Source organism: Enterovibrio makurazakiensis, from assembly GCF_050336585.1.
Lineage (GTDB): Bacteria > Pseudomonadota > Gammaproteobacteria > Enterobacterales > Vibrionaceae > Enterovibrio > Enterovibrio gelatinilyticus.
Genome location: NZ_JAKJSE010000004.1, coordinates 103,679 through 116,930, shown reverse-complemented (window position 1 = coordinate 116,930; position 13,252 = coordinate 103,679). Strand labels below are relative to the sequence as shown.

Here is a 13,252-nt window from a genome sequence, read left to right as displayed (position 1 = left end):
GCTCAACCAGATTATTCATGGTTAGAGGAACTCGTCCGCACCGCCGCCACTCAGCATAATTTCGCCAGCGTCGGACAGTCGACGTGCCACAGAAAGAATTTCTTTCTGTGCTGCTTCTACATCGGACACACGAATAGGCCCCATGGCCTCCAAATCGTCCTGCAACATTTCGGCAGCACGCTTGGACATATTGGCAAAAATCTTGTCCCGTAAGCCCTCTTCGGCACCTTTGAGTGCTTTTTGCAGCGCTTCTTGAGGAACATCTTTGAGGATCGCCTGAATTCCACGGTCGTCGACGTCTGACAGGTTGTCGAACACGAACATGAGATCCTGAATTTGTGATGCCATTTCTTCGTCGTTCTGACCAATTTGCTCCATCAACGCCGATTCCAGTGCATTGTCCATGTAGTTCATGATATCTGCAGCCGCTTTCAGGCCACCAATCTTGGCCGCTTGTGCGCCCGCTTGACCGGCAAACTGCTTCTCCATGATCTCATTCAGTTCATGCAATGCAGCAGGCTGAACTTCTTCTAGGTTCGCAATCCGCATTACAAGATCGAGCGCATCACGCTCAGCAAACTGCGTCAAAATTTCCGCAGACTGCTCGGGCTCTAGGTAAGAAAGCACGATGGTTTGAATTTGGGGGTGCTCATTGAGAATAATGGTCGCCACCTGACGGGGATCCATCCATTTAAGTGAGTCGAGGCCTTTCGAGCCGCTACCCAACAGAATTTGGTCCACAAGGTTGTTGGCTTTGTCTTCACCCAGTGCCGCCATCAAGGCATTACGCACGAAATCTTCACTTCCCATACCAATAGACGTGAAGCGCTGAATATCTTCAAGAAACCCGCGATGGACCGCAGCAAGCATTTCCTGGCTCAGATCTTTCATCTGAGTCATGGCTCCGCCCACTTTTTGCACCTGCTTTGGTTCTAAATGTCGAATAATACTTGCAGCATCCTGCTCCGTCAGACTCAGCAGTAAAATGGCTGCTTTATCAATCCCAGACAGTTGGGTAATGTCAAATTCTTTACCCGACCCGTTATCATCATCTTTAGCCATCTTCACTCACCCAGCTTTTCACGACCTGCGCAGCAAGATCTGGTTCATTGGCAACCAACGCTCGAACAGCTTTGAGCAGGTCTTCGTCTTTATGTAAATCAGGCAAATTGAGATTGGATGAGCTCATGCCAAAGCTTCCAGAGCCATCCAAATCCGCACCAATCAACCCGATGTCATCATCAGGGCTAAGGGGTAAACCATCTGGACCCAGCATTTCGCCATTCGGTCCAAGTAAGGAGTCATCCTCTTTCGCCGGGTTAATCAGTTTCGACAAGGCTGGGCGAATCAGTACCAAAACCACCACAATCACGACGAGCGCTGCAGCAAGCCAACGTACCCAGTCATTGAAGTTCGGGTGTTCCCAAATCGGCACTTCACCCAGCGCTTCCACTTCTGGAATCGCAAACGGTACGGCAATCACATCGAGCACATCACCGCGCATTTCTGAGTAACCGACACCACCAATCAATAAACGGCGGATCTTCTGAAGCTCAGGCTCCCCAACAGGAGTACGAGTAATTTCTCCCGTATCTGGATTGGCGCTAGACAGATAATCAACGGCCACTGACACCGTTTGTCTTGCCACTGTGCCAGTTTGTGCTCGGCGATGGCTGATCGTGGTGTCTAGCTCATAGTTTCGCGTGGCTTCTCGACTCAGAGAGCCTTTGTCACCTACTCCACCATTTTTTAAATCTTGTATATCTTCAGGAATAGCAGCGTCTGCAGGAGGTTGGTTACTCAATGCGCCAGGAATACCCGCCACGTAATCGCTGTTATTGTAATTCTCTCGGGTGTATTCGCTTCGTGTTGAAGTGGTTGCTGGGTCAAAGCGCTTGCGGGTTTCTTCAACCGCACTGAAATCCATTGTCACATCAACTTGCGACGTGTAATTACCCAACCCAAGGACGGGGATCAAAATCGAATCAATTTTCTCGCGAAGCGCTTGTTCTTGCTTACGCTCCAACTCATATTCTTTACGGCGTTGAGAGGCCATCGAGCTTTCGTTGCCGGAACTCAGCAGCCTGCCGTGTTGGTCGGTCACTGTGACACGCGAAGGTTTTAGGCTAGGAACGGCGGACGCGACCATATCAACAATGGAGTCGACCTCTTCTTGTCCCAACTGAGTAGTACCGCGCACGGTAAGAAAGACGGTGGCAGAGGCTTCTTGGTTATGACGAACAAAGACACTTTGCTTTGGCATGGCAAGCAAAACCCGCGCTTTGCTCACCGCACGAATTTTTTCAATCGCTGCTGCAAGCTGACGTTCGCGGCTTAGCTTAAGACGTTCACGCTCAAGTTGCTGAGAGACACCAAAGCCCATGTCTTGCAACAAAATATCGTCACCCTCTTCTCGAGCTGCGTTGAGACCAGCACGGCTAAGGTTAAGTTTGATGCTTGAATATTCTTTCACTGGAACGCGAATAGTGTTGCCTTCCAGTTGATAGTCGGTTTTTTGTGAATCGAGGTGGTCGAGAATCGGGATCAGCTCTTCGGTTTCGTATGAACCTAGCGGGCGCATTTCCGGCTCTTGCACCCAAACAAACAAAAGCGCGAGCAAGGCTAGGCAGATCACCACAGATGCAACCAAGATCAGTTGACGCGCAATGTCTATGCCTCCCAGTGGACCACTGGATGGTGAAACATCACGTTCCATTAAATCAGGATCTTGTAACGCAGAACCACCATCAGATGCCATCGGCAAAGCAGCGGCGTTATCTGATACGGCTAGTTGCGTTTTATCACTATCATCTGCCACGGTTACTTCCTACCTTAAACAGGCATGTTCATCAGTTCTTTATAAGCTTCAACGAGCTTATTGCGTGTTTGGACGGTTGCATCAAACGCCACGCTTGATTTGTTTCGTGCCAGCATCACATCTGCCAAGCTGACGTTTCGGTCACCTTGGTCAAAACGTGTTGCCAATTCACCTGACGATTTTTGCAATCCATTAACCGTGTTAATTGCAGTGGACAAGAGTTCACCAAAATCTTGAGAGACTTGCTGACCAGTGGCAGGGCGACCCACATTCTGCGCGTCTAATGCCATTGCTTGCATTTCGTGCTGCATCGGGTTGATTTTCATGGTCCATCCTCACTGTCAAAACTTTGGCAATCTACACCGCATAAAGGCTTGCGGCTCATCTGACTATTATTTATGCAATTAATGCGCCAGAAAATTATACGCATTAACTGACTAAAAAGCATCGCTTTACTGTGGAATGTCGATACCTGCATCACGCATCTTGGCGAGCTTATAGCGCAAGGTTCGAGGGCTTATTCCTAATCGTTCAGCGACGTCTTTCCGACGCCCTTCGCACACTCGTATCGTGTCGAGAATGATCGCAAATTCTTGCTCTCTCAGTTCGCCACCAAGGCTTTCGTTCGCATCGCTGCTTGTGCTGGCCATAGGTAGTTTGGTTGGGATAGCTTGCGGCTGAATTTGAGGCTCAGCGATATCGTTACGCGCAACAAGGTTTTGTAGGGTGCCAGCGTCTTGCCAGTCGATACCTTCAAGCAAGATATCATTCGCGAGTATTTTGTCTTGTTGACAAAGAATTAGCGCGCGTTGCATGACGTTATCAAGCTCACGCACGTTGCCCGGCCAGCGGTACATTCCGAGTTTTTGAATGGCACAAGGCTCAAGCGTTGGCGCAGGCTGGCCTAGTTTACTGCAATGGCGCTGAAGCAAGTGCTCTGCCAGAGGAAGAATATCCCCCGTACGTTCACAAAGTGGTAGCCATGAAATTGGGAATACATTTAGGCGGTAATACAAATCTTCTCGGAAATTGCCTTCTTCAACATACTGACGAAGATCGCGGTTACTGGTTGCCAGCACACGAACATCTAGCTTGATGCTCTTACGGCTGCCTAAGCGCTCAACCTCTCGCTCTTGCAGTACGCGCAACAATTTGGCTTGCAGGGACATGTCCATTTCGCTGATCTCATCCAGCAAAATCGTCCCACCCTGTGCTTGCTCAAACTTCCCAGGGCACGCTTGAACGGCGCCGGTAAATGCGCCTTTTTCGTAGCCAAATAACGTTGCCTCGAGCATATTCTCTGGAATCGCAGCACAGTTAATCGCCACAAATGGGCCGTTAACACGCAATGATTGGCGATGAATATGACGCGCCATGACTTCTTTACCCGACCCACTCGGGCCCAAGATCATGACGTTAGCATCAGTTTTCGCCACCTTTTCAGCCAAAGCAATCAAAGCCTGACTTTTGGGATCGGCTACGACTGCATCGGTGTTATCGGCTTTCACAGGCGCATATCGGCTCACCATGTTCAACAACACTTCCGGCGCGAACGGTTTTGCCATGTAATCAATAGCGCCTTCTTTCATGGCGGCAACCGCATCTTGAATGTTCGCGTAAGCAGTCATCAACAGAACTGGCAGCTTAGGGTGGTTAAGTTTGATGTTTCTTAATAGTCCTAAGCCATCCATGCCTGCCATTTGGACATCTGACACAACAATATCAACGCTTTCTTGCTTTAACAGCAGCAGCGCTTGCTCAGCACTATCAGCTTCTACCCATTGGTAACCCGCCAACGCCAGTGTATCGACCAAGGCTTCACGCAATCCTTCATCATCTTCAACGATAAGTACTTTGCTCTGATTCATTGTGCTTCTCCTGATACCTTTTGCTGCTCGATATCGCTAAGTTCTGCCAATGGCAGACAGAGTGTAAAGCAGGCACCCTGCCCCGGTTGTGATTGCAATGTCAGCCTGCCTTTATGTGCATGGCAGACCATTTGAACAACGGCCAGCCCAAGACCAGTGCCTTGCTGTCGCGTTGTGAAAAAAGGTTCAAGTATTTTGCTTTGTAATTCTTCAGAAATCCCTGGGCCGTTATCGGCGACCGACAAAAATATCTGCCCACCAATCTCGCGCACATCGACCACAACTTTGCAGCCTTTACCCGCGACTTGAATAGCATTTACGACCAAGTTCGATAAGGCACTGGCGAGCGCATTTACATTGCCAAGTAATTGGTGAGATTCATCATCGCAATTGATTTCAAAGTCGACGTTTTGGTTACTCACCAGAGCTTCGACCATAGGCTCAAACTCATTAAGCAGATGCTCCAAAGTGAAGTGACTCACCACTTTATTGTCTCCCCCCTTGGCGAATAACAGCATGTCATTCACTTGCTTTTCCAAATCATGCAGCCTATCGACAAGCTTCAATTGGAATCGCTTGCGAGTTGGCTCATTAAGGTTTGCTGCCCCCAAGTTGGCGGCATAGAGCAACGCACTGGAAAGCGGGGTTCTCACTTGATGTGCCAACGAAGCCACCATTTTCCCAAGTGATGACAAACGCTGAAGGTCACTGAATCGAGATTGAAGTAAGCGAGTCTCTGTCATGTCGGTGATCAAGATCAATTGGCCTGACGCCGACGCTGAAATCGCGAGTTTGACGCGGCGTCCATCACGGAGTGACACCTCGTGACCATCATCTTCTCGGGGTGAGAACGCTCTATTGATCACATCAACCCATCGCTCTTCTTCTAGTGGCGCACCGAGTAAACGATGAGCTTCGGGATTGGCTTCAGCAACGCGGCCGAAAGGATCAAGCAAGATGACACCCGCAGGCATCACATCTAGCACTTGTTTGTATCGAAGAACCTGTTGGTCGACGGTTCCGAGTGGCGAATTTTTGGCTTCCATGATCCTATACTTTCAGCTCTGTATTTCTGACGCTGAACAGCACTAAGCAGAAAATGTGCCAATTAATAGGCATATATAATCAATGAGTTAGTGATTTTAGCAATAAAAAAGCGAAGTCATTTTTTTGACTTCGCTTATTATTTAGACACCCAGAAGGACGATGGCGTTACGCAATGTCTTCTTTGGTGAGGTTATACTTGCGCATTTTTTCGACCAATGTGGTGCGGCGCATACCAAGCATATCCGCAGCACGGGCAACAATACCCATTTGTGCTTCCAGCGCTTGTCGAATCATATCCACTTCGAGATCAGCAAGTAACGCTTTTAGGTCAACGCCTTCTGGAGGCAACCCTGTTGATGGCGCTGGTGAAAAGCCTGGCATTTCTTCTTCAAAATCATCCATTGCAAAGACCGCATGCAGGGCTTCTCGCTCCATCGCTTCGCAATCTTCAACATGAACAAACTGCTCTGGTTGAAACTCTGGAATATCGCTGTAACGATATTTCTTCGGCAAGCGGTTTACATCAACCATTTGGCCCGGATACAGAATAACCATACGCTCAATAAGATTCGCCAATTCACGAACATTGCCTGGCCAATCATGTTCAACCAGTGAAGCAATGGCTCGTGGCGTTAGATGAACCTGATTACCACCTTCCGATTCGAGACGTGTCATCAACTCTTGGATCAGCAATGGAATATCTTCCATTCGTTCTCTAAGTGCTGGCATTTCAATCGGGAAAACATTGAGTCGATAGAAAAGATCTTCGCGGAACGATCCTTCTTCGATCATGGTATCGAGATTACGGTGTGTTGCGGCGACAACGCGAACGTTGGACTGAATGGTTTTATTCCCACCCACGCGCTCAAAACAGCGTTCTTGTAGCACACGAAGCAATTTCACCTGCATTGGTTGAGGCATGTCACCGATTTCATCGAGAAACAGCGTGCCACCTTCAGCAAGTTCAAAGCGCCCTTTACGCGCAGAGATAGCCCCTGTAAAGGCGCCTTTCTCATGCCCAAACAACTCACTTTCTAGTAACTCGGGCGGAATCGCACCACAGTTAACTGGCACAAATGGCCCTTTGCCACGCAAAGAATGATAGTGAATGTTTCGTGCAACGACTTCTTTACCCGTGCCAGACTCACCAAGAATCAACACACTGGCATCCGTTCCGGCTACTTGCTCAATCAAATGGCGCACATCACTGATGGCCGAACTTCGACCTACCATGCTGCGAAACAAAGTGTTCTTGCGACTAAGCTGCGGAATATTAAACGCTTGTTTTCCGGAGAATTCCTGACAATGTCTTAAAGCATCAGACAATTGCGGATAGTTCAACGGCAGCTCCAGCTCGCCAACAAAGTTAGGCAAGCCGGACAATTCGGTTTTATGTTTAGCGAGCGCGATAACCGGTATGTGGTTATTTATTGCCAGGTTATCAAGCACCTGGGATAAGCGCTGAGGTGAGTGAACATTACCCAGAAAACACGCTCCCTCAGCCTGCTTCCAGTGCGAATCATTTAGCTCAGTGGTTGAACATAGCAGGTATTGCTCACCAATAAACTCCAAGATAACGCCTACATCGTGACGAAACTTTTCATCATCTTCGATTACAAGAATCTTCGTTAAACCTTGCATGTGTGAGATATATCTGCCCCAAAAACCATCTTTGTCATCGACAGGCACGAGCGCCTGCGACGGAATAATCCAGCTATTGTAGTTATTGCTTGGTATAAGGCAACAAGAGACACCATAAAGCTGTGACTCTTGTGCCAAGACAGATTCTATTGTAGTGAAAATGAAGCGTTTTTATGCGTCTGCTTGGGTGATATTGTGATATTCAGCGGGTATTTGATCCCAAGCTGACTTAATTTCGCGCAAAATATCGATCACATCATCGATCGGGGCATCGAGATTATCTCTGTTTGCTTCAGAGATCTGACGGATCATGAAGTCGTAAAGAGCATCTAGATTTGTGGCAATCTCACCGCCATCATCCATAGAAAGACACGTTCTTAAGCTGATGATGATATCCAGTGCTTTACCTAAGCGCTCTCCCTTCATGGGAATATCGCCCTGCAGCATCGCGGCTTTACCTTGGATCAGGCGCTCAATTGCTCCCGCCATTAGCATCTGAATCACCTTATGGGGTGAAGCAGCACTCAGTTGGCTGTCTACAGATACCTTTTTATAGGCCTGAAGTGACCCTCTCATAACAATCCTCACCTACTCGAATTTTTTATAAAGTTGTACTGACTTACGCCCTTTCAGAAAAGAGCTGGCATTGGCTGCAGCACTGTCACGATGTCTTTTTATCAGACTATATATATGCTCAGTTCGCGCTATCGCTAACGACCAAGCTTCTTTTTCCGGTGCTTCCGGCAACATCGTGATTTCTGCCAGACATTGCTTACGATCATTCAATAACTGGGCCATTTCTTCCTGGTCAACGTGACCTTGAGAAAGCACAGTGAGTAGTTGATCGTCTATTGCTTCTAATCGCACCACAGGAGCACTCATGATCAATATCCTTACGAAGGCATGATATTCATCATGGCAGATAACTGCGATTGCATCTCTCCCATGGCGTTATCCATCGCTGAAAACTGTTTCAACGTACGGTTTTGAAGATCTTCCATTCGGCGATCCAGCGTTTCTTGCTCATCGCGCAAGCGGACTCTCTGGTCACCAAGGCTGCTTTCGCGATTTCGAATCGTACCCGCTACCCCCGTAAAAGACTGAACAGCCTCTTCGACTTTGCGAGCAAATCCATTATTGCCACCAAAAAAACCGTCTAACGCAGAAAAGTTTTGCGCCAGTTGTTTATCTAGCATCGCATTATTAATTTCCAGCCGCCCGTCCATTGTCGTAGAAAGCCCTAATTCACTTAGCGTTTTCAATGAATCAGGTGCACCTTCAATCGGCGTTGAGAACAAAGAACGCATTTGATTCACTGCTGAGCGAATCACACTGTCACCCACTAAGGGGCCACCTTGTTGAGTTTCAGGATCGTATTTAGATAGCGCTTTTGTGACTTGATAGAAGGCGTTGTAAGCATCGACAAATTGTTCCAGTGATGCCTTAACGGTAGCACGATCTTCATCGACGTTTACAGTGACAGGCCCATCTTCTGCGGTAGTCACCTTCGACACTTCAATATCAACACCACGAATGGCATCAGAAAACGTATTGGTCTCACTCGAAACTAACGCCAAACCGTCAATCAAAATGCGAGCATCTTTCGCAGCCTGCATTTCATTCATTGCATTATTCTGGCTGGCTGGATTAAACGCCAATGCCTGCAATGGACTCGTGATCGGCGCGTTCACTGTCACCGCGAGTTGATTGTCTGCTCCGGTTTTATCCCCCCCTAGGATCATACGTGCGCCGCTGTCATCATTGATCACTGAGGCTTTGATACCAGGATTGGAAGGGTGCTTATTAATCGTACGGACAATGTCCAACAATGTGCTTTCTTCTGGCTTTATCTCTATGGTCGCAGAGCGTCCACCAAGGTTAAGCGTAAGCTTACCCGCGCCGAAATCTGCTTTGGCATCTAATCCGTCAGATACCAATTTGTGCGATTGGGCGAGTTGTTGAACATCGATTGAATATACGCCGGTAACGGCTTGATGGTCAGCGGAAGCGGAGACGGTTTCTGGATTATCTGAAACCGTGCTCCGCGACGCAAAGGTATTGTTACGGCGAAAGTCATACATCAGATCTTTCATCGTATCGAGGGAAGTTTTGAGCCTACCGTAAGCACTGATGTTAGTTTCAACATCGTTCATGTTCTTAACAATACGCTCTTGCTTGGGCGCGCGCTCTGCCTCAACAATTTTGCTGACCATGGAACCAATGTCCATTCCACTGCCAAGGCCTGTTGCGCTTAAACCCATGACTTACCCACCTCGTTTATACCTTTTCTGCAACAAGCCCCCTCGAATGAAGGGAAAGTTGCTGTGCTAGCTCTAACATTTCTTTTTCAGGGATCTGTCTTATGATATCGCCACTACTCATTTCATAAACAGTGATAATACTTTTTCCAGAATCCTCATCTAATCGAAATGATAAGCCTTTGTTAAAGGTAGACACAAACTCATCTAGTCGCTCTACCAGCATTTCAAGCTGTTCCTGCTGTACCTTCTGTGTGCTTTCAAATCTGTCGATTTGTTCTACACGACGTTTGGCGAGTTTCTCAGCACTCTCAGCCATTTGTTGCTGGTTCGTGATTTCGGGTTTAGTCCCCCCCACAGATTCTTTACTGCTAGCAACTTTTGTGCCGGACTGTGGAGTCACTTGAGACAGGGATGACGTCGAAACGGATGATATGTCCATCTTTCTTCACCTCCTGTTAGCCATTGACGGTGAGAGGCTACTCACCGTCATCTGCTACATCTCTACTATCCTAACAGGCTCAATGCAGCTGAAGGAGCCTGCTTCGCTTGTGCAAGTATAGACGTACCAGACTGCTGCAGGATTTGAGATTTCGTAAACTGCGTCGTCTCTTTGGCGAAGTCAACGTCACGGATACGGCTGTTAGACGCGCTCACGTTCTCGTTAACATTATCCAAGTTAGCAATGGTGTGGCTCAAACGGTTTTGCTTCGCACCCAGTTCCGCACGGTGTGAGTCGATATACTGCATCGCGTTATCAACTAGACCAACTGCTTTTTGTGCGCCGCCCACGGTGCTCACATCAACATCTTTAACGGTTTCAGACACTTTAGTCGCTGAGTTCATACCCAGAGACGCGCCTAATGCACCGGTAAAGGTAATGTCAGAACCTGATGCGGCAACGACTTGCAGCTCACCATTTTCAGACACAGATGCAGAGATTTTGCTGTCTGCTTGACCGTTGATGTAAGTTGCGATTTCTTCAACATCGTCGCCATCTTTCGCAGAGATGTTGATCGTTGACGTTGTGCCATCCGCGTTAGTAATGGCCATGTTCAGCGTTGTTCCTGCAGTTGCAGTCCACGCCGCCATGTCAGTACTTGCTGCGACAGTTGCTTTGAAGGTGCTACCACCCATCATCGCTTCATCAGCACGGGTGTTTTTGAACTCCATCATGACAGCTTCACCAGCGTCAGCACCCACTTGGAATGCTTTGGTGCCGAAAGTGCCGTTCAACAGTTTCGCACCACCAAAAGAGGTTGTTTCTGCGATACGGTTAATTTCGTCTTGGAGTGCAACAACTTCTTCTTGAATCGCTTTACGCTCTTCAGAACCATTAGCACCGTTAGCTGATTGCAGGGATAGGTCACGCATACGCTGCAGGATGTTGGTGGTTTCTTCCATCGCACCTTCAGCGGTTTGTGACATTGAGATACCGTCGTTGGCGTTGCGAACTGCAACATCAAGACCGCGGCTCTGTGAAATCAAGCGGTTAGAAATTTGAAGACCTGCTGCATCATCTTTCGCACTGTTAATGCGGAAACCTGAAGACAGACGTTCCATTGAAGCATTCAACGAGTCAGTTGAACTGTTCAAGTAGCGCTGAGCGGTCATTGCGGGCACGTTAGTGTTTACTGTAATAGCCATAACTATTCTCCTTCGGTACTAAGTCCGGCTTCCGCCCAGCTATGTAGGGAAAACCAGTTCTAAATCTCTCACACCCTATGTAACGGCACATTAAGAAAAACCTTTACACCTTTTTTCCTAATATTTTTACACCCTGATCATGCTTGGGTTTACCCGTTAAATCATAGTGCTATGAGTGTTTTCGCCCTCGAAGAGAAAAACTTTAGGAATGAATTTGAAAATTTATCCATGACTAAATGAGTATATTGTCAGAACCCTTATGGAGACTGCGCTGCAAGAGCAATTCACACATGGTTGATAAAGAAGACGTAAAGACAATAACGTGACGGAGAGTGGATAGATGAAGAAAGAAAAGCAGGATACTGGCGCAGAAAAGACATGAAAAAAGCGGCAATTGATTGCCGCTTTTGCAGTTCTATGTGTTCACGTGATCTTAAAGTGACTACTGAAGCAAATTCAGTGCAGCCTGTGGCAACTGCTTCGCTTGCGCAAGAATAGAAGTACTTGCTTGTTGCAGGATCTGACCTTTGGTGAGCTCGGTCGTTTCTTTCGCAAAGTCAGTGTCACGAATGCGGCTGTTCGAAGCAGACACGTTCTCTTGAATATTCGACAAGTTACTAATGGTGTGGCTTAGGCGGTTTTGTTTTGCACCCAAATCCGCACGCTGACTGTCAATATATTGCATGGCGGAGTCAATAATGCCCACGGCCATTTGTGCGCCACCAACATCGCTTACATCAATGTCTTGAGACGTAATAGCAGCACCAGCGCCTGTGACTAAGCCCAATGAAGTCGCAAGTCCACCACCAAACGTGATGCTACCTTCTAATTTCTGTTCAGCGACAAAAATTTGAAGTTGACCATTACCATCAACTGACGCGGAGACATTCTCATCCGACTGACCATTGATAAAGGTTGCGACCTCTTCAATGTCGTCCCCAGCAACGGTTTCGATATTTAGATTCACTGTATCGCCCGCTTTCGTTACGAAAGACATGGTCAACGTTGAAGCTGCAGAAGAGACTTCCCAATCAGCAGATTTAGCCGTCGCACCAGTGAACTCTGCGCCACCCATACGGTAATCATCAGCACGAATGCTGGTTAGCCCCATGATAATGGCTTCACCGGAGTCAGAGCCAATTTGGAATGATGCCTCACCAAACGAACCATTAAGAAGACGACGACCACCAAATGCTGTGGTTTCTGCAATACGGTTCAATTCATCTTGAAGTGCACCCACTTCTTCTTGAATCGCGACGCGCTCGGCACTACCATTCGCACCATTCGCGGACTGCAAAGACAGATCACGCATACGCTGCAAAATATTGGTCGATTCTTGCATTGCACCTTCCGCGGTCTGCGCGATGGAAATACCATCGTTCGCGTTCCGCATGGCGACATCTAAGCCACGGGTTTGGGCAATGAGTCGGTTTGAGATCTGCAGACCCGCAGCGTCATCTTTTGCGCTGTTGATTCGACTACCAGACGACAAGCGTTCCATCGACGTATTGAGATCATTTGTCGACTTATTCAGGTAACGCTGCGCAGTCATCGCAGACACGTTGGTGTTAACTGTTACACCCATTTTGCTCTCCTTTGACTTTCGCGTATTTTGCGAAACAGCTTACCCGCGACAAATAATTCTGATTACTAGCGGGAACAGCCTTCAGTTCGTTATTAGGGACGTATCTTCCAAAGCGATACTTACTTGCTCAACCTAATACAAATTGCGTGCCAAGAATTTATCATTAATAATTTCAGTAACTTAAAATAAAACCCGTTCGTTTCGCTCATAAAAGCGGCAAGGTTTCGATACTTTGCCTCATACAAAACGGCAATTCACCGCCTCAGTATTTTGCTCACTAAACGAGCGCCCTTACAGATACTGCACACAAAACAATGAGTGTCATTCATGAACAGAAACCCATATAACCAACTAACCGCTCAAAAATGAAACAATCACTCTTATAGGT

General features: G+C 47.6%; 12 protein-coding genes. All 12 read right to left on the bottom strand.

The features are described 5' to 3' along the window. Positions 1-21: 21 nt before the first annotated feature. The 12 genes from fliG to L4D06_RS00530 all read right to left on the bottom strand — a co-directional run bounded on the left by fliG (position 22) and on the right by L4D06_RS00530 (position 12,864). Positions 22-1,062 carry a flagellar motor switch protein FliG gene (fliG, locus tag L4D06_RS00585; RefSeq protein WP_274163362.1) on the bottom strand — a complete coding sequence of 347 codons (1,041 nt, stop codon included), beginning with the start codon at positions 1,060-1,062 and terminating at the stop codon, positions 22-24. After that, the gene (gene fliF / locus L4D06_RS00580) at positions 1,055-2,818 is read right to left on the bottom strand and encodes a flagellar basal-body MS-ring/collar protein FliF (protein ID WP_429737500.1); all 1,764 of its coding nucleotides are present in this window, start codon (positions 2,816-2,818) and stop codon (positions 1,055-1,057) included. Before fliF ends, fliG begins: the two co-directional genes overlap by 8 nt. 14 nt (positions 2,819-2,832) lie before the next feature. Then, positions 2,833-3,144 (bottom strand): flagellar hook-basal body complex protein FliE, encoded by a 312-nt coding sequence (fliE, locus tag L4D06_RS00575; protein ID WP_274163364.1) that lies wholly within the window; start codon positions 3,142-3,144, stop codon positions 2,833-2,835. A gap of 126 nt (positions 3,145-3,270) precedes the next feature. Continuing rightward, on the bottom strand, positions 3,271-4,686 hold the full coding sequence (locus L4D06_RS00570) for a sigma-54-dependent transcriptional regulator (protein ID WP_429737499.1): 1,416 nt from the start codon (positions 4,684-4,686) through the stop codon (positions 3,271-3,273). Continuing rightward, positions 4,683-5,732: a sensor histidine kinase gene (locus L4D06_RS00565; protein WP_274163366.1), complete on the bottom strand. Its 1,050-nt coding sequence runs from the start codon at positions 5,730-5,732 to the stop codon at positions 4,683-4,685. Before L4D06_RS00565 ends, L4D06_RS00570 begins: the two co-directional genes overlap by 4 nt. A 166-nt stretch (positions 5,733-5,898) precedes the next feature. After that, positions 5,899-7,374, bottom strand: a complete 1,476-nt coding sequence (locus L4D06_RS00560; RefSeq protein WP_429737722.1) for a sigma-54 dependent transcriptional regulator — start codon at positions 7,372-7,374, stop codon at positions 5,899-5,901. A gap of 171 nt (positions 7,375-7,545) precedes the next feature. After that, entirely contained in the window at positions 7,546-7,950 is a 405-nt protein-coding gene (gene fliS, locus L4D06_RS00555; RefSeq protein WP_028024771.1) for a flagellar export chaperone FliS, read from the bottom strand. Between the two features lie 12 nt (positions 7,951-7,962). Beyond that, the gene (locus tag L4D06_RS00550; RefSeq protein ID WP_274163367.1) at positions 7,963-8,256 is read right to left on the bottom strand and encodes a hypothetical protein; all 294 of its coding nucleotides are present in this window, start codon (positions 8,254-8,256) and stop codon (positions 7,963-7,965) included. Between the two features lie 11 nt (positions 8,257-8,267). Then, positions 8,268-9,635: a flagellar filament capping protein FliD gene (gene fliD / locus L4D06_RS00545; protein WP_274163368.1), complete on the bottom strand. Its 1,368-nt coding sequence runs from the start codon at positions 9,633-9,635 to the stop codon at positions 8,268-8,270. A 16-nt stretch (positions 9,636-9,651) separates the two neighbouring features. Then, complete coding sequence (locus tag L4D06_RS00540) at positions 9,652-10,074, bottom strand: flagellar protein FlaG (protein WP_028024768.1); 423 nt, start codon at positions 10,072-10,074, stop codon at positions 9,652-9,654. A 65-nt stretch (positions 10,075-10,139) separates the two neighbouring features. Further along, a complete protein-coding gene (locus L4D06_RS00535) occupies positions 10,140-11,279 on the bottom strand; it encodes a flagellin (RefSeq protein WP_274163369.1) in 1,140 nt (379 codons plus the stop codon). A gap of 442 nt (positions 11,280-11,721) precedes the next feature. Next, positions 11,722-12,864 carry a flagellin gene (locus tag L4D06_RS00530; protein ID WP_274163370.1) on the bottom strand — a complete coding sequence of 381 codons (1,143 nt, stop codon included), beginning with the start codon at positions 12,862-12,864 and terminating at the stop codon, positions 11,722-11,724. Between the last annotated feature and the right edge of the window lie 388 nt (positions 12,865-13,252).